This window comes from Pikeienuella piscinae (assembly GCF_011044155.1).
GTDB classification, from domain to species: domain Bacteria; phylum Pseudomonadota; class Alphaproteobacteria; order Rhodobacterales; family Rhodobacteraceae; genus Pikeienuella; species Pikeienuella piscinae.
This window is the reverse complement of record NZ_CP049056.1, coordinates 614,683-633,901: the sequence shown is the minus strand read 5'-3', so window position 1 is coordinate 633,901 and position 19,219 is coordinate 614,683. Positions and strand designations below refer to the sequence as shown.

19 protein-coding genes are annotated in these 19,219 nt (G+C 63.7%); 13 read left to right on the top strand and 6 right to left on the bottom strand.

Features of this window, described 5'->3' with window-relative positions; translation table 11 throughout:
• Positions 1–245: 245 nt before the first annotated feature.
• From G5B40_RS02965 to lpdA, 7 genes are all read left to right on the top strand, one after another.
• On the top strand, positions 246–2,810 hold the full coding sequence (locus tag G5B40_RS02965) for a cation:proton antiporter domain-containing protein (protein ID WP_165094785.1): 2,565 nt from the start codon (positions 246–248) through the stop codon (positions 2,808–2,810).
• A gap of 69 nt (positions 2,811–2,879) precedes the next feature.
• Complete coding sequence (gene coaD / locus G5B40_RS02960; RefSeq protein ID WP_165094782.1) at positions 2,880–3,374, top strand: pantetheine-phosphate adenylyltransferase; 495 nt, start codon at positions 2,880–2,882, stop codon at positions 3,372–3,374.
• Between the two features lie 55 nt (positions 3,375–3,429).
• Positions 3,430–3,993: a peptidylprolyl isomerase gene (locus G5B40_RS02955; RefSeq protein WP_165094779.1), complete on the top strand. Its 564-nt coding sequence runs from the start codon at positions 3,430–3,432 to the stop codon at positions 3,991–3,993.
• 130 nt (positions 3,994–4,123) lie between these two features.
• Positions 4,124–5,188 (top strand): tRNA preQ1(34) S-adenosylmethionine ribosyltransferase-isomerase QueA, encoded by a 1,065-nt coding sequence (gene queA / locus G5B40_RS02950; RefSeq protein WP_165094777.1) that lies wholly within the window; start codon positions 4,124–4,126, stop codon positions 5,186–5,188.
• Between the two features lie 42 nt (positions 5,189–5,230).
• The gene (locus G5B40_RS02945; RefSeq protein ID WP_165094774.1) at positions 5,231–6,526 is read left to right on the top strand and encodes an MFS transporter; all 1,296 of its coding nucleotides are present in this window, start codon (positions 5,231–5,233) and stop codon (positions 6,524–6,526) included.
• Between the two features lie 238 nt (positions 6,527–6,764).
• A complete protein-coding gene (locus tag G5B40_RS02940) occupies positions 6,765–7,316 on the top strand; it encodes a DUF924 family protein (protein ID WP_425500084.1) in 552 nt (183 codons plus the stop codon).
• A 73-nt stretch (positions 7,317–7,389) separates the two neighbouring features.
• Positions 7,390–8,784 carry a dihydrolipoyl dehydrogenase gene (gene lpdA / locus G5B40_RS02935; RefSeq protein ID WP_165094772.1) on the top strand — a complete coding sequence of 465 codons (1,395 nt, stop codon included), beginning with the start codon at positions 7,390–7,392 and terminating at the stop codon, positions 8,782–8,784.
• A 52-nt stretch (positions 8,785–8,836) separates the two neighbouring features.
• Here the strand turns inward: lpdA and arsH are convergent, their stop codons facing one another.
• From arsH to G5B40_RS02910, 5 genes are all read right to left on the bottom strand, one after another.
• Entirely contained in the window at positions 8,837–9,553 is a 717-nt protein-coding gene (gene arsH / locus G5B40_RS02930; protein ID WP_165094769.1) for an arsenical resistance protein ArsH, read from the bottom strand.
• On the bottom strand, positions 9,546–9,968 hold the full coding sequence (arsC, locus tag G5B40_RS02925) for an arsenate reductase (glutaredoxin) (protein WP_165094766.1): 423 nt from the start codon (positions 9,966–9,968) through the stop codon (positions 9,546–9,548). The genes arsH and arsC overlap by 8 nt, the downstream gene beginning before the upstream one ends.
• Positions 9,965–11,032 (bottom strand): ACR3 family arsenite efflux transporter, encoded by a 1,068-nt coding sequence (arsB, locus tag G5B40_RS02920; RefSeq protein WP_165094763.1) that lies wholly within the window; start codon positions 11,030–11,032, stop codon positions 9,965–9,967. The genes arsC and arsB overlap by 4 nt, the downstream gene beginning before the upstream one ends.
• Before the next feature lie 51 nt (positions 11,033–11,083).
• Positions 11,084–11,452, bottom strand: coding sequence for an ArsR/SmtB family transcription factor (locus tag G5B40_RS02915; protein ID WP_165103189.1), 369 nt, complete (start codon positions 11,450–11,452; stop codon positions 11,084–11,086).
• A 196-nt stretch (positions 11,453–11,648) separates the two neighbouring features.
• A complete protein-coding gene (locus G5B40_RS02910) occupies positions 11,649–12,389 on the bottom strand; it encodes a VIT1/CCC1 transporter family protein (protein WP_165094761.1) in 741 nt (246 codons plus the stop codon).
• Positions 12,390–12,600: 211 nt separating this feature from the next.
• On the opposite strand from G5B40_RS02910, the gene G5B40_RS02905 reads away from it, so the two are divergent.
• The 5 genes from G5B40_RS02905 to G5B40_RS02885 all read left to right on the top strand — a co-directional run bounded on the left by G5B40_RS02905 (position 12,601) and on the right by G5B40_RS02885 (position 18,126).
• Complete coding sequence (locus G5B40_RS02905) at positions 12,601–13,554, top strand: hypothetical protein (protein ID WP_165094758.1); 954 nt, start codon at positions 12,601–12,603, stop codon at positions 13,552–13,554.
• Between the two features lie 356 nt (positions 13,555–13,910).
• The gene (gene lipA, locus G5B40_RS02900) at positions 13,911–14,867 is read left to right on the top strand and encodes a lipoyl synthase (RefSeq protein ID WP_165094755.1); all 957 of its coding nucleotides are present in this window, start codon (positions 13,911–13,913) and stop codon (positions 14,865–14,867) included.
• Positions 14,868–15,224 (top strand): putative quinol monooxygenase, encoded by a 357-nt coding sequence (locus G5B40_RS02895; RefSeq protein ID WP_165094752.1) that lies wholly within the window; start codon positions 14,868–14,870, stop codon positions 15,222–15,224.
• 87 nt (positions 15,225–15,311) lie between these two features.
• The gene (locus G5B40_RS02890) at positions 15,312–15,854 is read left to right on the top strand and encodes a GumC domain-containing protein (RefSeq protein ID WP_165094749.1); all 543 of its coding nucleotides are present in this window, start codon (positions 15,312–15,314) and stop codon (positions 15,852–15,854) included.
• Entirely contained in the window at positions 15,847–18,126 is a 2,280-nt protein-coding gene (locus G5B40_RS02885) for a GAF domain-containing protein (protein WP_179961595.1), read from the top strand. The genes G5B40_RS02890 and G5B40_RS02885 overlap by 8 nt, the downstream gene beginning before the upstream one ends.
• Positions 18,127–18,145: 19 nt before the next feature.
• Here the strand turns inward: G5B40_RS02885 and hpt are convergent, their stop codons facing one another.
• A complete protein-coding gene (hpt, locus tag G5B40_RS02880) occupies positions 18,146–18,679 on the bottom strand; it encodes a hypoxanthine phosphoribosyltransferase (RefSeq protein WP_165094747.1) in 534 nt (177 codons plus the stop codon).
• Between the two features lie 80 nt (positions 18,680–18,759).
• On the opposite strand from hpt, the gene G5B40_RS02875 reads away from it, so the two are divergent.
• On the top strand, positions 18,760–19,215 hold the full coding sequence (locus G5B40_RS02875) for a type II toxin-antitoxin system RatA family toxin (RefSeq protein WP_165094744.1): 456 nt from the start codon (positions 18,760–18,762) through the stop codon (positions 19,213–19,215).
• The last annotated feature ends 4 nt before the right edge of the window (positions 19,216–19,219 follow it).

Below are 19,219 nucleotides of genomic sequence, written 5' to 3'. Positions count from 1 at the left end.
TGCGCGCGGACCCTGTTCCGTTTTCCGCATGGCTTTGCGCGCGGGCTGAAAGCGATCGCAGAAGCGCGCCAGGAATTTCGAAATTTTTTATTATCACGTTGTTACATATACTTGAGCCCTTATCGCACGCGATAACGCGTCGGCTCGCCGAATTCCCCGTGGCGGGGCGCAGCGAATGATGCGGTCGAACGCCGCTCACCCGAACGATATTTCTTCCGCCGCCGCTTTCGCGCTATTCATCGTCCATGGACATCGTCGTCGTCACCGCGATCATCGCCTCTCTCTTCCTGATCATCGGACTTTGTGAGCCGCTGGCGGCGCGCCTTCGGCTGCCGTTCACGGTGATCCTCGCGCTGATCGGCATTCTGATCGGCGTCAGCGCCACGTTCTTCCTGCAAACCGAGCTCACCGACGCCTTGAACCCGGTGGCGCTGGCGATCATCAACCTGCCGATCCGCTCCAACGTCTTTCTCTACGGGTTTCTCCCCACGCTGCTCTTTCAGGCCACGCTCGGCATGAACCTGCGCCGGATGATCGACGACTGGGTTCCGATTCTCTTTCTCGCCATCGTCGCCGTCGTCGTGGCGATGCTGAGTGTCGGCTACGCGCTCTACTGGGCCATCGGCGCGCCTCTCGCGGCCTGCCTTCTCGTCGGCGCCATCGTCTCCACCACCGACCCGTCGGCGGTCGTCGGCATTTTCCGCAATATCGCTGCGCCGCGTCGGCTCGCGCGCATCATCGAGGGCGAAAGCCTTCTGAACGACGCCGCCGCCATCGCGCTCTTCGGGCTCTTCATGGGGTTCGTCACCGCGGGGGGCGCGGAGCCCGAGATCCTCGACGCCCTGGCGCGGTTTCCGGTGCTGATCGTCGGCGGCGCCACGGTCGGCTGGGCGCTGGCTCAGGCCGCAGTGCGGCTGATCGGGATGATGGGGCGGCACGAACTGGCGCAGATCACCGTCTCCGTCGCGCTTCCTTACCTCGCCTATCTCGCGGCGGAGCAGCTCGCCGGCGCCTCCGGCGTTGTCGCGGTCGTCGCCGCCGGGCTGACGCTCAATCTTGTCGGACCGGGCCGGATGCAACCCGGCGCGTGGTCCAATCTCCGCGATGTCTGGGATCTTCTGGCTCACTGGGCCGGGGCGATGATCTTCATTCTCGCCGCGCTGCTGATTCCGCGCCTTCTGGATGGCATCACCTTTCTCGATGTCGGCCTGATTCTCGTCGTCGCGGCGGCGGCGATCCTCGCCCGCGCGGCCATCGTGTTCGTCATGATGCCGCTGCTCAGCCTCGCCCGGCTCTCGCCGCCGGTCAGCCGGCCCTATCAGGCGGCGATTCTCTGGGGCGGGCTTCGCGGCGCCGTGACGCTGGCGCTGGCGCTCGCCGTCACCGAAAGCTACCTCGTTTCGCCAGAGGTGAAACGCATGGTCGGCATTCTCGCCACCGGTTTCACGCTTTTCACCCTGATCGCGCAGGGTTCGACCCTTCGTTCGGTCATCGCCAGGCTGGGGCTGGAGAAGCTCTCCCCGCTCGACGCCGCGCTCGCCAACCAGGTTGTCGCCGTCGCGCTTCAGAGTGTGCGTGAAGACGTCGCCCGCACCACCGAAAATTACGGCCTGACGCGCGAGATCGTGCGTTCCGAAGCCAAACGCTTCGCCGACCGGCTCGACGCCGCGGTCGAGAAAGCCGAGAGCGGCGCGAAGATCCTCGACCGGGACCGCGTCACCCTCGGCCTGCTCGCAATGGCCGCGGCCGAGCGCGAACTCATTCTCGAACGATTTCGCGAACGCGTGATCTCGATCCGCCTCGCCGACCGGATCATCGCCGACGCCGATCGCCTGATCGAACTGACCCGCATCTCCGGGCGTATGGGCTATCGTCAGGCGGCTAAGCGAATCCTCGCCTACGGACTCGGGTTTCGCTTCGCGGTTCTGCTGCACAACCGTCTGTGGCTGTCAGGACTCCTCGCGCGCCGCGCCGCCGACCGTTTCGAGCGACTTCTGACGCAGCGGCTCATCCTGCGCGACCTGGAAGGGTTCATCCAGCGCCGCATCCGTCGGATCCACGGCCGCCGCGTCGCTGATATCCTGCAAGAGCTTCTGAACGCGCGAGAGGAGGACGTCGAGCGCGCGCTCGAGGGCCAGCGCCTGCAGTATCCCGGTTACGCGGAGGAGATGGAGCGCCGCTTCATCCGCCGTACGGCGCTGCGGCTCGAAGAGGGCGAGTATGAATCGCTCCGCGACGACGGGCTGATCGGCGCGGAGCTTCACACCTCTCTCCTTCAGAGGATCCAGGCGCGCCGCGCGCGGTTGGAGCGCAGGCCCGAACTCGACGTCGCGGTCCGGCGTGGCGACCTCGTGCGGCGTTTCCCGCTTTTTGGCGATCTGGACGAGAAGTCGCTCCGCAGGCTGAATCGCGCGCTGACGACGCGGTTCTATGCGCCTGGCGAGCTGATCATGCGAAGAAACGTCACCCCACGCAGCGTCTTCTTCATCGCCTCGGGCGCCGTGGAGGTCTCCCTCGCCGGGTATGTCGACCGGCTCGGCAGTGGCGAGATGTTCGGCCAGATGTCCGTCCTCGGCCGGCGCACGCGCCGGTCCGAGGCGCGGGCGATGACGCATTGCACGATTTTCGTTCTTGCCGATGCCCGCTTCACGCGGCTTTTCCGGCGCAGCCGCGTCGTCCGCAAGGCCGTGCGGGAGGCCGCCGCGAAACGCGGGTTTTCCCTCGATTTTCTCGACGAGGAGATGAAAGACCGGGCCGAGACGCCACCCGCGCTGGAGCCGCCGCGCGCGTCCGGGTCCGTCTCCTCCTGAGCCAAGCCTCTTGACCCCGCCGCGCAACGATGTTGCTTTCCGCCGCAGCGAGCGTGGAGGGAGACGCAGATGCGGGTCGGATTCTATCCCGGAACATTCGATCCGGTGACCAGGGGGCATGGCGACATCATCCGCCGCGCGCTGAGGCTCGTCGACAAGCTGGTGATCGGCGTCGCCATCAACCGCGACAAGGGGCCTCTCTTCACGCTTGAGGAGCGCGTCGATCTTCTACGCGCCGATATCGGCGCGATCTGCGGCGAGGACGCGGAGAGAGTGGATGTGGAGCCGTTCGAGGATCTGCTGATGCACCGGGCGCAGGCGGTCGGCGCTTCGGTCATCATCCGCGGCCTTCGCGCGGTGGCGGATTTCGAGTACGAATACCAGATGGTCGGCATGAACCGCGCGCTGAATGATGAGATCGAGACCGTGTTCCTCATGGCGGAAGCGCAGCATCAGGCGATCGCATCCCGGCTGGTAAAGGAAATCGCCCGACTTGGCGGCGATGTCAGCCGCTTCGTCACGCCCGGCGTCGCCGACGCCCTGGTGCGGAAATACGCCGGTTGACCCCGCTGGCGCGCCCGCTTAGGTCGTCGCCATGTCATCTCAAGGAGATATCAGGATGCCGTTTCGGTTTCTCTCGCTGCTCTTCGTCGCGGTCCTGTCTCTCGCATCAACGGAGGCGCAGGCCGTGGACGATTCCAACACTCTGATCATCGAACTCAAGACCGGCGAAGTGAAGATCGAACTTCTGCCCGATGTCGCTCCGAAACATGTGGAGCGCATCAAGACCCTCGCGAAAGAGGGCGCTTACGACGGCGTCGCCTTTCACCGGGTGATCGACGGCTTCATGGCGCAGACCGGCGACGTCCAGTTCGGCAAGGGCGACAATCTCTCACGCGCCGGGACTGGCGGCTCGAGCTATCCCGATCTTCCGGCCGAATTCTCCAAGATCCCGTTCGAGCGCGGCACCGTCGGCATGGCGCGCTCTCAGAACCCGAATTCCGCGAATTCGCAGTTCTTCATCATGTTCGACGAGGGTTCTTTCCTCAACGGCCAGTACACGGTCGTCGGCCGGGTGACGGATGGGATGAATTTCGTCGACAACATCAAGAAGGGCTCGCGCGCCGCGAACGGTTCTGTGGACGACCCCGACAAGATGATTTCGGTCCGCGTCGGCGGCTGAGCGCTTGACCGGACGTGGCGGCTGGGGGGGACCCGGCCGCGTCAGGATTTTCGACGAGGCGCCCTTCGGGGCGCCTTGTTCGTTCTGAAAGAGATGCGCGTCGTCGGTCGCGGCGCGGGAAGGAGCCGCAATGCGCGTCGACGAGTTCGATTTCGATCTGCCGGAAGAGCTGATCGCTTTGCGTCCCGCCCGCCCGCGCCGCGCAGCGAAAATGCTGGTCGCGAGCGCCGCGACTGACGAGATCACGGTGTTTGAGGATCTGCCGCGCCACTTGAAGCGCGGCGACCTTATCGTCTTCAACGACACGAAGGTCATTCCGGCCCGCCTGACGGGCCGGCGCATCCGCGCGCAAAGCGAAGTCGCGATGGAGGCGACTCTGCTGAAGCGTCTCGGCCCTGATCGCTGGAGCGCGCTGGCGAAACCTGGAAAACGGCTTCGCCCCGGCGACGCGCTGGATTTCAACGGGCTTCGCGCGACGCTGGCGGCGAAAGACGAGGGCGGGCTCGTCGAGATCGCGTTCGCCGAGAAGGGGGCGCTGCTCGACGCCGCCATCGCACGGGTCGGCGCGCCGCCGCTGCCGCCCTATATCGCCGCACGGCGCGCCGCCGACGCGGAGGACGTGGCGGATTATCAGACAATCTTCGCCGAACGGCCGGGCGCCGTGGCCGCCCCCACCGCCTCCCTGCATTTCGAGCCGGAGGTGATGGCCGCGCTGGAGGCCGCCGGCGTCGCCACCGCCCGGCTGACGCTCCATGTCGGCGCCGGCACCTTCCTGCCGGTCAAGGCGGAGGAGGCGGCCGACCACCATATGCACGCCGAATGGGGCGAGATCACGCCCGAGGCCGCGACCATGATCAATGCGGCCCGCCGTGCCGGCGGGCGCATCATCGCCGCCGGCACGACCGCGCTTCGGCTGCTGGAGAGCGCCGCCGAACCTGACGGCCGGATCGCGCCCTGGCGGGGTGAGACCGACATCTTCATCCTGCCGGGTCATCGTTTCCTCGCCGTCGACGGGCTGATCACCAATTTTCACCTGCCGCGCTCGACCCTTTTCATGCTGGTCTCCGCCTTCATGGGAACGGCGCGGATGAGGGCGCTTTACACGCAGGCCATCGCCGCGCGGATGCGGTTCTATTCCTATGGCGACGCCTCGCTGCTCTGGCGTCCCTTGACGCGGGACTGCATTCCGGCCTAGGCGGCGGCGAAGACACTTCGCGCGTTCTTCCGGAGCTCCGCCATGTTCGCCGTTCTGCAGAGTTCATGGGCGCTCCTTTTCGGCATGTTCCTGCTCATGGTCGGGAACGGCCTTCAGGGCTCGCTGCTCGGCGTGAGAGGCGCCATCGAGGGGTTCGACCCGGGCATTCTCTCCTATGTCATCTCGGCCTATTTTCTCGGCTTTCTCGGCGGCTCGCGGCTTGCGCCCACGCTGATTCTCTATGTCGGGCATGTGCGGGTCTTCGCCGCCATGGGCTCGCTCATCTCGGCAGCCTTCGTGCTCTACGCCGCGATCCCCGATCTCGTCGCTTGGGGCGTTCTGCGCTTCATCGTCGGCTTCTGCTTTTCCTGCGTCTACATCGTCGCGGAAAGCTGGCTGAACGCCGCCGCCGACAACCGGACCCGCGGCAAGGCGCTGGCGCTCTACATGGTGGTGCAGATGCTCGGCATCGTCTGCGCGCAGATAGCGCTGAACTTCGCCGACCCGGGCGGCTACACGCTTTTCGTGCTGATCTCCGTTCTTGTCTCGATCTCCTTCACGCCAATTCTGCTGTCCGCCGCTCCGGCGCCCGCCGTCCAGCGAACCCCGCGGATGACGCTCTCGCGCCTCTTCCGAACCTCGCCGCTCGGTTTTACAGGCTCGGTGCTGGTCGGCGCGGTCTACGCCGCGCTTTTCGGCATGTCGGCGGTCTACGGCACCCAGCGCGGGCTCAGCATCGTCGAGATTTCGGCCTTCGTCGCGTCGATCTATGTCGGCGGGCTGGTGCTGCAATGGCCGATCGGCTGGCTTTCCGACCGGATGGACCGGCGCCGGCTGATCATCATTCTCTCCGGCGGCTGCATGGCCGTGTGCGGGGCGGCGATAGCGTTCAGCGATTCCGCCATCGCGCTCTACGTGGTCGCGCTGGCCATCGGCGGCACGGTGAACCCGCTCTATGCGCTGATGCTCGCCCACACTAACGACTTTCTCGAACAGGAAGATATGCCCTCGGCCTCGGCCGGGCTGATCTTCATCGGCGGGGTTGGGGCGATCGGCGGGCCAGTGATCGTTGGCCAGATGATGCAGCTCCTCGGCGCCTGGGCGTTCTTCCTCTACGTGATGCTCTGCATGGGCTCGATCGTCGGCTACGGGCTTTACCGGATGACCCGGCGTTCCGCCGTCGATCCGGCGGAGACCGGCGCCCACGCCGCAATCACCCCCTCGATCGGACCGGTTGCGATGGAGGCGGCGCAGGAATATGCGAGTGAAAAGATGCCGGAAAGTCACGGATCGGTGAATACCGACTCCAATTTGGACAAAACGACGCCAAATACTTGACACTTTCTTTGTTAAACCCAGCGTAAGGCTTGAGCGGGGCCGGAGAGCCCCCCCAGCCTCGGGGCGCGAGGCTGATCTGAGGCGAACAATGCAGGCGACACCGATAATTGGTTCGCAGGACTGGGAGAAGAGATCGCGACGCGGTCCGGCCCTCCCGAGTGACGCGCCCCATCAGCATTCCCTTTCGAGCACGGCGTCGGTGGTGGACGCCCTTATCCAGATGGAGAACGAGATGTCTGTGGCGACGGCCGAGGCGGTCACGAGGTTTTGGGTTGATGAAGTCGGCCCGAAAGGGTGGTACGCGGTGGATGAGAAGTTGGACGAAAGGATCCGCGCGGAGTTCGAGGACACCTGGCGGGCGGCGGCTTCCGGAAAGCTTGAGCTTTGGCTCTTGCGGCCGGCGAGCGCGCTGGCGCTTCTCATCGTACTTGACCAGTTCCCGCGCAACATGTTCCGGGGTGACCAGAAGGCGTTCAGCACCGATGCGAAGGCGTTGGCGGCGGCGAAAAAGGCGATCAGTCTCGGGCATGACCTCCATGCGCCGGAGCCGGAGCGGCAGTTCTTCTACCTCCCGTTGATGCATTCCGAGTGCCTGGTGGATCAGGACCGCTGCGTGCGGTTGATTCTGACCCGGATGCCGAAAACCGGTGCGCAGAACCTTCCGCACGCCCGCGAACACCGGGAGGTGATTCGTCAGTTCGGCCGCTTCCCCTATCGCAACGAGGCGCTCGGCCGCGTCTCCACGATTTCCGAGCGCAATTTCCTGGCCGAGCACGGCTACGCCGCCTGATCCGTTTCTGCGGCTTGGCGCCGCCCCATGGATGCCTCTACTCTCCCCCGAGGAATTCGGAGGAGAGTAGAGAATGGCCGCATCCTACGACGTCATCGTCATCGGCTCGGGCCCTGGCGGCTATGTCGGCGCGATCCGCGCCGCGCAGCTTGGCCTGAAAACCTGCGTGGTGGAGCGGGAGCATCTCGGCGGCATCTGTCTCAACTGGGGCTGCATTCCGACCAAGGCGCTTCTGCGTTCCTCCGAGGTTTTTCATTTGATGCACCGTGCGAAGGAGTTCGGCCTCTCCGCCGAGGGGGTCGGCTATGACCTCGACGCGGTGGTGAAACGCTCGCGCGGTGTCGCCAAGCAGCTGAATTCCGGCGTCGGCCATCTTCTGAAAAAGAACAAGATCGACGTGGTGATGGGCGAGGCGAAGATTGCCGGCAAGGGCAAGGTGACGGTGAATACCGCGAAGGGCGAGGAGAAGCTGGAGGCGAAGAATATCATCGTCGCCACCGGCGCCCGCGCCCGCGAACTGCCCGGGCTTGAGGCGGACGGCGACCTGGTCTGGACCTACAAGCACGCCCTTCAGCCGCCCAGGATGCCGAAGAAGCTGCTGGTGATCGGCTCCGGCGCCATCGGCATCGAGTTCGCCAGCTTCTACAATACGCTCGGCGCCGAAACGACCGTCGTCGAGGTGCTCGACCGCATCCTCCCGGTCGAGGACGCGGAGATCAGCGGCCACGCGAAAAAGCAGTTCGAGAAGCAGGGTATGAAGATCATGGAGAAAGCCATGGTCAAGAAACTCGACCGCGCGAAAGGCAAGGTGACCGCCCATATCGAGGCCAACGGCAAAACCGAAAAGCATGAGTTCGACACCGTGATCTCCGCCGTCGGCATCGTCGGCAATGTCGAGGGGCTGGGCCTCGAAGAACTGGGGGTCAAGGTCGACCGCACGCATGTCGTGGTCGATGAATACTGCCGCACCGGCGTCGACGGAGTTTTCGCCATCGGCGACATCGCCGGCGCGCCGTGGCTGGCGCACAAGGCCAGCCATGAGGGCGTTATGGTCGCCGAACTGATCGCCGACAGGAACATGGTTCACCCGGTTCGCCCCGAAGCTATCGCCGGCTGCACCTATTGCCAACCGCAGGTCGCTTCCGTCGGCTATACCGAAGCGGCGGCGAAGGAGAAGGGTTATGAGGTCAGGGTCGGCCGTTTTCCCTTCATCGGCAACGGCAAGGCCATCGCGCTGGGTGAGGCCGAGGGCATGGTGAAAACTGTTTTCGACGCGAAAACCGGTGAGCTTCTGGGCGCGCACATGGTCGGCGCCGAAGTCACCGAACTCATCCAGGGTTACGTCGTCGCGCGCACGCTGGAGACGACGGAAGAGGACCTGATGAATTCGGTATTCCCGCACCCGACGCTCTCCGAGATGATGCACGAGTCGGTGCTGAACGCCTACGGCCGAACGATCCACTTCTGAGCCGCCCGCCAAAAGGCTCCGGCCGGATTGCGCAGGTGCGGGAGCGCCCCGATCAGATCGCCTTCTGATTCACCCGCTTCGACAGAGCGGCGGCGCTCTCCTTCCTTTCGCTGTAGCGATCGAGGAGGTAATCCTTGCCGTCGCGGGTCAGGATCGTGAACTTCAACAGTTCCTCCATGACATCCACCATTCTGTCGTAGAACGGCGACGGTTTCATCCGCCCGTCGCTATCGAATTCCAGAAACGCTTTCGGCGTCGATGACTGGTTTGGAATGGTGAGAAGACGCATCCAGCGCCCGAGGATGCGGAGCTGGTTGACGGCGTTGAAGCTCTGCGAACCGCCGCTGACCTGCATGACCGCCAGAGTCTTGCCTTGGGTCGGACGCACGCCGCCAATGGATAGCGGGATCCAGTCGATCTGCGTCTTCATGACGCCCGTCATCGCGCCGTGCCGCTCTGGCGAGCACCAGACCATGCCATCGGACCAGGCGACCAGATCGCGCAATTCCCGCACCTTCGGGTGATCGGCGTTCGCATCCTCGTCATCCGGCAGCGGCAGGCCGACAGGTCGATAGGTCCATGTTTCGGCGCCGAGCCGGGTGAGGACGCGCGCCGCCTCCTCTGTCATCAACCGACTGTAGGACCGTGCCCTGAGCGAGCCGTAGAGCAACAAGATGCGCGCGGGGCGGCTCACCCGCGCGGGGGCCGACAGGCGCGCCGCGTCAAACGGGTGGAAATGGCGTTCCTCGATATTCGGCGTGTCAGCCAACGCGGTTTCCCTTTGCATCGATCAACGGCGTTCCGTCCTCCTTCGTCATCGGGCCGGGCGGCAGGCGGTCGAGCAGATCCAGAACCAATTCGCTAGGACGGCAAAGCCGCACGCCCTTCGGCGTGCAGACGATGGGACGGTTGACCAGAACAGGGTGCTCGATCATCGCGGCGATCAGCGTCTCGTCGCTGACGGCGGGGTCTAGCAGGCCAAGCTCTTCCGCCGGAGATCGCTTCACCCGCAGGGCGTTTCGCGGCGTCAGGTCTGCGGCCGCGAACAGCGCCAGAAGTTGCGGACGGGTCCAGCCGGTTTCGAGATAGTCGATGACCACAGGCGTCTCGCCCGATGCTTTGATGATCGCCAGCACGTTTCGCGACGTGCCGCAGGCGGAATTGTGATGAATGACGATGGTCATGCCGGGTCCTTTCCCTCAGGAAACCAGTGCTTCGTCCTGTTGGCGAAGGCGACGAGCGATAGCATCACAGGGACTTCCACGAGAACACCGACAACGGTCGCAAGGGCGGCGCCCGACCCAAGCCCGAACAGGCTGATCGCAACGGCCACGGCCAGTTCGAAGAAGTTGGACGTGCCGATCAGGGCGCAGGGGGCGGCGACGTTGAACGGGATGCGCCAGGCCCGCGCCGCGCCATAGGCCACGAAGAAAATGCCGTAGGACTGGATCAGCAGGGGAACGGCGATCAGCGCGATGACAAGGGGACGATCGAGGATAACCTCGCCCTGAAACCCAAAAAGCAGCACCACCGTCACCAGAAGGCCGACGATCGAGAAGGGTTGCACCCTGCTCTTGAACGCATCGACCTCCGCCTCGCCGCCCTTTCTCACGAGATTTCGTCGCGTCAGATACCCGGCCAGGAGCGGAAGCATGACATAGAGGCCCACCGAAAGAAGCAGCGTGTCCCAGGGCACGACGATATCCGTCACGCCCAGGAGAAAGGCCACGATGGGCGCGAAAGCGAACACCATCACGACATCGTTCACGCTGACTTGAACCAGCGTATAGGTCGCGTCGCCGCGTGTGAGGTTCGACCAGACGAACACCATCGCGGTGCAGGGCGCCGCTCCCAGCAGGATCACGCCCGCCAGATAGGCCTGCGCGTCATCCGGCGGAATCAGGCCGGCGAAAACATGGTTGAAGAACAGTACGCCGAGCGCGGCCATCGTGAAGGGCTTGATCATCCAGTTGACCACAAGCGTTACGACCAGCCCCTTCGGCTTGTCCCCCGCCTGGCGCAGCGCGCTGAAATCGACACCGACCATCATCGGATAGACCATCGCCCAGATCAGCACCGCCACCGGCAGGTTGACCGAAGCGACCTCCAGCGCGGCCAGGGTAGAAAAGACGCCGGGAAAGAGATTGCCGAGCGCGAGTCCCGCGCCGATGGCGAGCGCGACCCAGATCGAGAGCCAGCGTTCGAATGTACCCAGGCCCGCGGCGGCGGGAAGCGAGGTGTCGGTCATGTCGGTCTTCCGGGGTTCCAGTTGCAGGTGGCCTCGATGAATTCATCGGGCTCATTTGGCGGCATCATCCTTCGCCACGACAGATTCGTTGCAAACGCAAGCGAGTTCATCGATGAAAGGCTGGCAAAGCGCCGGAGATCCGCCGCAGCAATCCTCCAGCAAATAGGCGAGCAGGCCGCGCAGCCCGTCCATATCGGCGAAATAACGGATGTTGCGTCCTTGTCGTTCGTTCCTGACCAGACCGGAGCGGGCCAGGATCGCCAGGTTCGCCGACATCGTGTTCTGGCGGACGCCGAGCGTGTCGCTGATTTCGCCGGCCGACATGCCCACCTCTCCGGCCATGATCAGCAGGCGGAACACTTCAAGACGGGTGGGCTGGCTGAGCGCCGCAAAGGAATCGAGAGCGTGAAGCTTATCCATATATCCAGATTTATTGATATTGATTTCGCCAGTCAAGCCGGACTTCTCTTGCGTTCGTCGGTGGGGGCGGGCGGTTTGAATAAGCGGATGCAGGCTGTCCGGCGCGATCACCCGGTCGGGGTCGCCGTTTCACGCGCCATCCGAGACAGACTACGAAATTTCCGGCAAGACGAGCGCCGCAGCTTATTCCCACGAGTCACGCGAACATCAGCCCGACGGTGAACGCCACCAGCCCGCAGATGCCGCCGACCAGCAATGTCTCGCCGACGCAGCGGCGCAGGGTCTCGCTTGTCACCTTCCAGCGCAGCAGGCCGAGCGCGATCAGCGCGCCGACGGAGGATGCGAGAGAGATGTTGAAGGTGGTCGCGGTTGGCGGGGCGAGGAAATAGGGCAGGAGCGGCGCGGAGCCGAATAGGATGAAGGCGAGGAAAGTGGCGAGGGCGATCAGCGCCGGCCTGTCGCGGGTCGGGTCCGACAGGACAAGCTCGTACTGCATCATGAGATCGGTCATGACCTCGGGGTTGCGCTGCAATATATCCGCCATCGCCGTCGCGTCCGTTTCGCAAACCCCACGATCCGACAGGATCTCCAGCATTTCCCGGCGCTCCATCTCGGGGTTGTTGTCGATCTCGGCCCGCTCCTTCGCCCGCATGGCGCGCCAGACATCCTGTTCGGACCTCGAGGAAAGGAACGCGCCGAGCCCCATCGCCGTCGCGTCGGCGAATAGATTGGCGAGCCCGAACAGAAGGACCGCTCCGGCGCCCACCGTGGCGGCCCCCTCAGCGCCCGCGCCGGCGAACCCGGCGACGATGGCGAAGGTGGTGACGATGCCGTCATTGCCGCCATAGACGATCTCCTTCAGGAACTCCTGCGCCGGGCCGATCCGGTGTTCGGCGGCGAGATGACGCGAGAGCGCCTCGCTGCGGGCGGCGGTCATCCGAATTCTCCATCTCAGCTATGGGCAGTCGAGAGGGTAGGGCGGCCGTTGTCGAGGCGCCAGCGGCCCGGGCGATCCGCGTGACCGCCGATCGCCATTTGCGCGAACATGAACGAATGCTTGACGAAATCTAACAAATTTATATCATATCGTATACTTGAATTGGCCCTTGTTGTCGGGCCACGTGTAAAATTGACGTGGGGGCATCATCATGAGAATCTATCTCGCTGCTGCTGCGATCGCCGCATGCTCGTCTTCCAGCGTACTCGCCGCATCTCTGACGCCCGGGGAAATCGTCGCCGGTTTCGCACCCGGCGGAAATATCGGCGTGGCGCAGACCATTCTCACCGATACGCGTTTCACCTTCGACCCGTTCAGCAGGGATATGGACACCAACGCGGCGTATGATGACGCGGCTGTACCCGAGACCGGTTTCAGCGGTGCGCATGGCGCGGAGTATGCAGGTTACGCGAATCTCGGAACTGGCGAACTTGGCCTCAGCCTCGGCCTTTCGCCCGCAGGGCGCACAGGCGGCGATTTCACATCGGTTGGACGCGCGGCGTTTTATGATATCGTCCGCTTCTCTGACGATGCGACGCTCGATCTGGCCATGGCTTTCGATGGGTCGATCGCGAACTCTGACGCCACTTCGGCTGACGCGCTCGCCAGCCTGACGGTCAACATCTTCGACGTGACCGGCATGTCGCAGATATTCTTCGAAAGCGACGGCGACCTGATTCTCACCAGCGAGGTGTATGGCGAAGGACGCGTTATAGGGGTGAACTCGCTGGCCTTTCAGGTCGCGTCCGACGAAAGCCGTCGCTTCCCTGAAGTGGATGGCCTGATCGATTCTTCCGGAACGCCGAATACATTCGCGATGGAGGAGGCCTTTTCTGCGTCTGTTCTTGAAGGGCGTGACTACCTCGTCCTGCTCAGCATGAACGCGGTTGTGAACAGTAACGAAGGTTTTGCTTTCGACATGCTCAACACGGGGTCTCTCGCCTTCACCGATCTGGGCGGCGCGAGCTACACCTCGAACTCGGGCGTATTTCTTTCCGAGCAGCCGCCCGTCAGCACGGTTCCGGTTCCGCCGGCGCTCGCTCATCTGGCGGTCGCACTCTTCGGACTTGGCGTGGCCGCGCGTCGTCGTCGTCGCCGTAGCTGAACGGCCGCCCACATCATCAGGGAAGCGCGCGAAGCGCTTCCCGCACCGGCGGCGGGATGGCCTGTTTCTCGACCGGCCTTCTCCCATACCTCCTCGAAATTCCCGCCGAGCCCCTTGCCGCGCAGAATCGATTCGCGCCGCGAAGGCCCTCGCGGCGGAACGCCGCATGAAGTGCAGCCGAGACTTCCTGATCCGCCGCAACCCTGTCCGCACGCTTTATCGCGGGCCTGACCCACCTGCGCCCGCGGGCGCCGTTCATCCACCCGACCGACCCGGACCGTCCGCGCGCCCGAAATTCGGCGGACCCGGGCGTCTTTCGGGCGACAAGAGGCGCGGCGCGGCCTATATTCCGCAACATGAGCACACGAGACATCACCGACCGCGCACAGCGTCACCCCGAAAAGGCGCATCGCGCCGACAACGCCTCACCGAAGAAGCCGGACTGGATTCGGGTAAAGGCGCCGACGTCCTCCGGCTACCGGGAGACGCGCAAGACGCTGCGCGACAACAACCTCGTCACCGTCTGCGAGGAGGCCGGCTGCCCGAATGTCGGCGAATGCTGGAGCCAGGGCCACGCGACCATGATGATCATGGGCGACATCTGCACGCGCGGCTGCACCTTCTGCAACATCGCCACCGGGCGGCCCAACGATCTGGATGTGTTCGAGCCGGGCAGGGTGGCCCATGCGGTCGGGAAGCTGGGATTGAACCACATCGTGATCACCTCGGTAGATCGCGACGATCTCGACGATGGCGGGGCGGAGCACTTCGCCCAGACGATCCGCGCCATCCGCCGCCGGGCGCCTGGTACGACGATCGAGATCCTGACGCCAGATTTCCTCAAATGTGGGCCGGAGGCTCTGGAGACCGTGGTCGAAGCGCGCCCCGACGTCTTCAACCACAACTTGGAGACGGTGCCCGGCCTATACCCCCAGGTGCGCCCCGGTGCGCGCTATTTCCACTCGCTGCGCCTGCTGCAGAGGGTGAAAGAGCTGGACCCGGCGATGTTCACCAAGTCCGGTCTGATGGTTGGGCTCGGCGAGGAGCGTCAGGCGGTGCATCAGGTCATGGACGACATGCGCGCCGCCGATATCGATTTCCTGACCATCGGCCAGTATCTGCAACCGACGCTGAAACATCATGCCGTCGTGCGTTACGTGACGCCGGAGGAATTTGACAACTACGCGCGCGTCGCCTCCGCCAAGGGGTTCCTGATGGTTTCCGCGACGCCGCTGACCCGCTCGAGCTATCACGCGGGCGCCGATTTCGAGCGGCTGCGCGCGGCGCGGCAGGCCCGTTTGGCGGAAAATTAGATGCACACGGTTCTGGCTCGCTGGTTCGTCAAGCCCGGCCAGATGAATGCGGCGCGCGCCGCACTGCGGAAACTGGCGCGGGACGTCAGAGAATCTGAACCCGGAACGCTGATATACCTCATTCACGAGGCGGCCCAGGGTTCGTTGCCGCCTGCAGGTGAGAACGAGATCGTCTTCTTCGAAGGGTACAGGGACGAGGGGGCTTTTAAGGCCCACATCTCCGGGCCGGTCTACACCGCATTCCTGAAGGAACACGGCGATCTTTTTGTGCAGAATTTTCCGCCGAATAGTGGACCTTACATGTTGGTCGCGACGCTAGCGAGCGTCGGCGGCTTCACGCGCAATGGACATGGGTGATCCGGGCGACGCGCGGCGACTCTCGCCGATGCCTTTCTTTCGCCGTTTCTGTTAAGATATCTTGCTTGAACCAAGCGGGGGTGAATTGTGACCGGGGCGACGGAAAAGATCGACCCCGCCTACTATGACCCACGGGCGCTCCGCGAGACAATCGTGGCGCTGCGCGCGGGGCTTGAGCAGGCGGAAGAGCGACGGCAACGCGAAGTGCAGGCGGCGACGCAGAGCGCGAACGCGGATGTGGAGCAATTGAAGGCGACCGTGCAGGCGCTGCGCGCTGCGCTCGAGGCGGAGCGAGTGGCGTCGGAGGAACGGATCCAGGAAATGCGTCGAGAGTTCGGTAACCAGTCGCAGCAGTTTCGCGAAACGATCGAATCGCTCAGAACGCGGCTGGAGGAAGAGCGCGCCCGTGCGCAGGAGCGGATGCAGGAAGAGCGCGCGACCTCCAATCGCGAACTCGCCGAAATGCGCGACGCCGTCCATTCGATCCGCAACGAGATGGATCGCCAGGCGCTGAAGCACGTCGAGGCGACACACGAGACCGCGCGTCGGCACCGCGCGGAGATTCAGGAACTGAACGCCACAATCGCCGCGCTCCGCGACCGTGTCGATCATGAGCGGTCGAATGCCTGAAGATGCGCTCGCACCTCGCGTCGGCGAGACGCATGAGGAGCAACTATCGCATCTGCGAATGCTGCTCGACGTCTCGCGCAAGGTTGCGGCGCAGGACACGCTCGACACTGTGCTGGAAACCCTGATCGATCTCGCCTGCCAGGAGACGGGCGCCGAACGTGGCACGCTCTTTCTCAACGAACCCGGAACGGGCGAGCTTTTCAGCCGGGTCGCGCTCGGCATGCGGCGGCGCGAGATCAGGTTCATGAATGACGAGGGAATCGCCGGCGCAGTCTTTCAGAGCGGCGATGGCGAGATCATTGACGACGCATACAAGGACCCTCGCTTCAACCCGGAGGTGGATAGGGAGACCGGTTTTCGCACGACTTCGCTGCTCTGTGCACCGATCCGGACAGCCAAGGACGAGATCATCGGCGTCGCCCAGATGCTGAACAAGACGACGGGCCGGTTCGATCAGACCGACCTCGATATCCTTCAGGGCATCACCACCCAGTGCGCCATCACGCTGCAATCCATGCAGCTCGTCGAGCGGGTCGAGAAGAGCCGCGAGCGCGAGGTGGAGTTCCTCAACATCATATCCGAGATGACCTCGGAGCTGGAGTTGAACAAGCTGCTGAATAAGGTCATGACGGAAGCGACGCGGATGCTGGACGCGGAGCGTTCCACGCTTTTTCTCAATGACGAAAAGACCGGCGAGCTCTTCTCTCATGTCGGCGCCGGGCTGGACAGTTTCGAGATTCGGCTGCCGAACAGCGCCGGCATCGCGGGCACCGTTTTCACCACGGGCAAAACGATCAACATCCCGCACGCCTATGCCGATCTGCGCTTCAATCCCGGTTTCGACAAGCAGACCGGGTTCTTCACCCGCTCGATCCTCTGCGTTCCCGTGGTCAACAAGCAGGGGAAAGTGATCGGTGTGACGCAGGTTCTGAACAAGGCCGGCGGCCCCTTCGACGAGGAAGACGAGAGCCGGTTGAAAGCCTTCACCGCGCAGATCGCCATCGGACTGGAGAACGCCAAGCTCTTCAACGATGTGCAGGCGATGAAGAACTACACCGACTCGATGCTGCAAAGCATGACCAACGGCGTCATCACCGTCGATAACGACCTCACCGTCCGGACCTGCAACGCCGCCGCCGCGCGCCTTCTCGGCCGCACGCCGGATCTGGTGATTGGCGAACCGGGCGACGCGATCGGTGAAGAAAACCTTTGGCTGGTCGAACGGCTCAGGAAGGTCCTGGAGAGCGGCGAAGGCGACATCCTGATGGAAGTCGAACTCAGCTTCTTTGGGCGCGGGATAACCACCAATCTTACGATGCTGCCGCTGAAGACCGGCGAAGGCGATTTCCTGGGCGCGATGGTGATGATCGAGGACATCACCGCCGAGAAACGGGTGAAGTCCACGCTTGCCCGCTACATGGACCCCCAGCTCGCGGACCAGATGCTGGCCGAGGGGCGAACCGAGGACCTAATGGGCGGCAAGGACACGGTCGCGACCGTGCTCTTCTCGGACATTCGCGGCTTCACCACATTCACCGAGGCGCTCGGCGCGCAGGGGACGGTGAAGCTCCTGAACGAATATTTCGAGCTGATGGTCGATGTGATCTCCGGGCAGGGCGGCATGCTCGACAAGTTCATCGGCGATGCGATCATGGCGGCGTTCGGCATCCCGATGGCGCATGACGATGACGAGGACCGCGGCGTTCGCTCCGCGGTCAACATGATCAGCCGGCTCTGGGAATGGAACGAGGCGCGCAAGAAACGCGGCGAAGCGCCGGTCGATATGGGAATCGGCCTGAACACCGACAGCATCGTCGCCGGCAATATCGGCAGCCAGAGGCGCATGGATTATACGATGATTGGCGACGGCGTGAATCTCGCGGCGCGTCTGGAGAGCGCCTGCAAGCAGTATCACGCGCGCATCCTGCTCTCGGAACACACCGTGAAAGGGCTGAAAGGGATTTACCGGCTGCGCGAGATCGACAGGGTGCAGGTCAAGGGCAAGACAAGACCGGTCGATATCTACGAATGCCTAGACTATCACACAGACGCCAGTTTTCCGAACATGATGGACGCGGTCGGCCATTTCCGCGATGGCGTCGCGCGTTACCGCAAGCAGGAGTTCGAGCGGGCGGCGCGCGCTTTCAATAAGGCGCTAAAGGCGAATCCCGACGACGCGATGGCGGCGATATATGTCGAGCGCTGCGCGATCATGCGCGCGGAGCCGCCAGGTGATGACTGGGACGGCGTATGGGTCATGAAGTCGAAATGAGCGGGCCCGTAGGCCGCGCTCAATCAGCGAACACCACACGCCCGATATACGGCAGATTGCGGTTCGCCTGCGCGTAATCGATGCCGTATCCGACGACGAACTCATCCGCGATCTCAAATCCTGTGAACCGCGCCTTTATCGGAACTTCCCGCCGCGAGGGTTTGTCGAGCAGCGCGCAGACCTCCAGTCGCGCGGGGCTGCGTGATTCGAGCAGCGCGGTGATGTGGCCCAACGTGTGCCCGGTGTCGACGATGTCCTCCACCACCAGAACGTCGCGCCCTTCGATCGGCGCGCGCAGGTCCTTGAGAATGCGGACCTCGCGGCTCGAATTCGTGGCGTCGCCATAGGACGACGCTTCGATGAAATCGATCTCCACCGGAAGATCCAGCTTTCGGGCGAGGTCCGAGATGAATACGAACGAGCCACGCAACAGCCCAATCAGAACCAGCTTTTCTGTCCCGGCGAAATGCATTTCGATTTCCGCGGCCAACTCGTTCACGCGGGCGGATATCTGCGCCTCGGACAGCATGATTTCGACTTCATAGGCGTTCATGGCGGACTCCCTTCGCCTTGTCCCAGCGGTGACAATCCGACAGGCTGCGCCGCACCGCAACCGGGAGCAGGTGACGCCTTATGCCGACGCACGGGGAAAAACGCGAGATGCCATACTCGGCCGAACAGATGTTCGCCTTGATCGCTGATATCTCGTCCTATCCCGAATTTCTGCCCTGGTGTTCGGCTGCGCGCATACGATCGCGCCGGGAGACGGAGAACGGCGAAGTGGTGGACGCCGACCTGGTGATCTCATTCAAACTCTTTCGCGAGCGTTTCGGCAGTCGCGTGACGCTGAGGCCGGAAATGGGTGAGATCGACGTCGCCTATCTCGACGGGCCGTTCCGCTATCTCAACAATCACTGGAAATTCCGGCCGCTGACCGAGGCGTCCTGCGAGGTCGATTTCTTCGTCGATTTCGAATTTCGTTCGCGCCCGTTGCAGGCGCTGATCGGGCTTGTCTTCAATGAAGCGATGCAAAGGATCGTGCGCGCGTTCGAGGCGCGGGCGGCGGATCTGTACGGCAATAAAAGCTGATTGT

What these genes read in the sequence shown, in the direction of transcription:
- G5B40_RS02895 (WP_165094752.1), top strand. Translation starts at nt 14,868, where the DNA reads ATGCACACGGTTCTGGCTCGCTGGTTCGTCAAGCCCGGCCAGATGAAT.
- G5B40_RS02905 (WP_165094758.1), top strand. Translation starts at nt 12,601, where the DNA reads ATGAGAATCTATCTCGCTGCTGCTGCGATCGCCGCATGCTCGTCTTCC.
- G5B40_RS02885 (WP_179961595.1), top strand. Translation starts at nt 15,847, where the DNA reads ATGCCTGAAGATGCGCTCGCACCTCGCGTCGGCGAGACGCATGAGGAG.
- hpt (WP_165094747.1), bottom strand. Translation starts at nt 18,679, where the DNA reads ATGAACGCCTATGAAGTCGAAATCATGCTGTCCGAGGCGCAGATATCC.
- arsB (WP_165094763.1), bottom strand. Translation starts at nt 11,032, where the DNA reads ATGACCGACACCTCGCTTCCCGCCGCCGCGGGCCTGGGTACATTCGAA.
- arsC (WP_165094766.1), bottom strand. Translation starts at nt 9,968, where the DNA reads ATGACCATCGTCATTCATCACAATTCCGCCTGCGGCACGTCGCGAAAC.
- queA (WP_165094777.1), top strand. Translation starts at nt 4,124, where the DNA reads ATGCGCGTCGACGAGTTCGATTTCGATCTGCCGGAAGAGCTGATCGCT.
- G5B40_RS02965 (WP_165094785.1), top strand. Translation starts at nt 246, where the DNA reads ATGGACATCGTCGTCGTCACCGCGATCATCGCCTCTCTCTTCCTGATC.
- coaD (WP_165094782.1), top strand. Translation starts at nt 2,880, where the DNA reads ATGCGGGTCGGATTCTATCCCGGAACATTCGATCCGGTGACCAGGGGG.
- lipA (WP_165094755.1), top strand. Translation starts at nt 13,911, where the DNA reads ATGAGCACACGAGACATCACCGACCGCGCACAGCGTCACCCCGAAAAG.
- G5B40_RS02875 (WP_165094744.1), top strand. Translation starts at nt 18,760, where the DNA reads ATGCCGACGCACGGGGAAAAACGCGAGATGCCATACTCGGCCGAACAG.
- G5B40_RS02910 (WP_165094761.1), bottom strand. Translation starts at nt 12,389, where the DNA reads ATGACCGCCGCCCGCAGCGAGGCGCTCTCGCGTCATCTCGCCGCCGAA.
- G5B40_RS02945 (WP_165094774.1), top strand. Translation starts at nt 5,231, where the DNA reads ATGTTCGCCGTTCTGCAGAGTTCATGGGCGCTCCTTTTCGGCATGTTC.
- lpdA (WP_165094772.1), top strand. Translation starts at nt 7,390, where the DNA reads ATGGCCGCATCCTACGACGTCATCGTCATCGGCTCGGGCCCTGGCGGC.
- G5B40_RS02915 (WP_165103189.1), bottom strand. Translation starts at nt 11,452, where the DNA reads ATGGATAAGCTTCACGCTCTCGATTCCTTTGCGGCGCTCAGCCAGCCC.
- G5B40_RS02955 (WP_165094779.1), top strand. Translation starts at nt 3,430, where the DNA reads ATGCCGTTTCGGTTTCTCTCGCTGCTCTTCGTCGCGGTCCTGTCTCTC.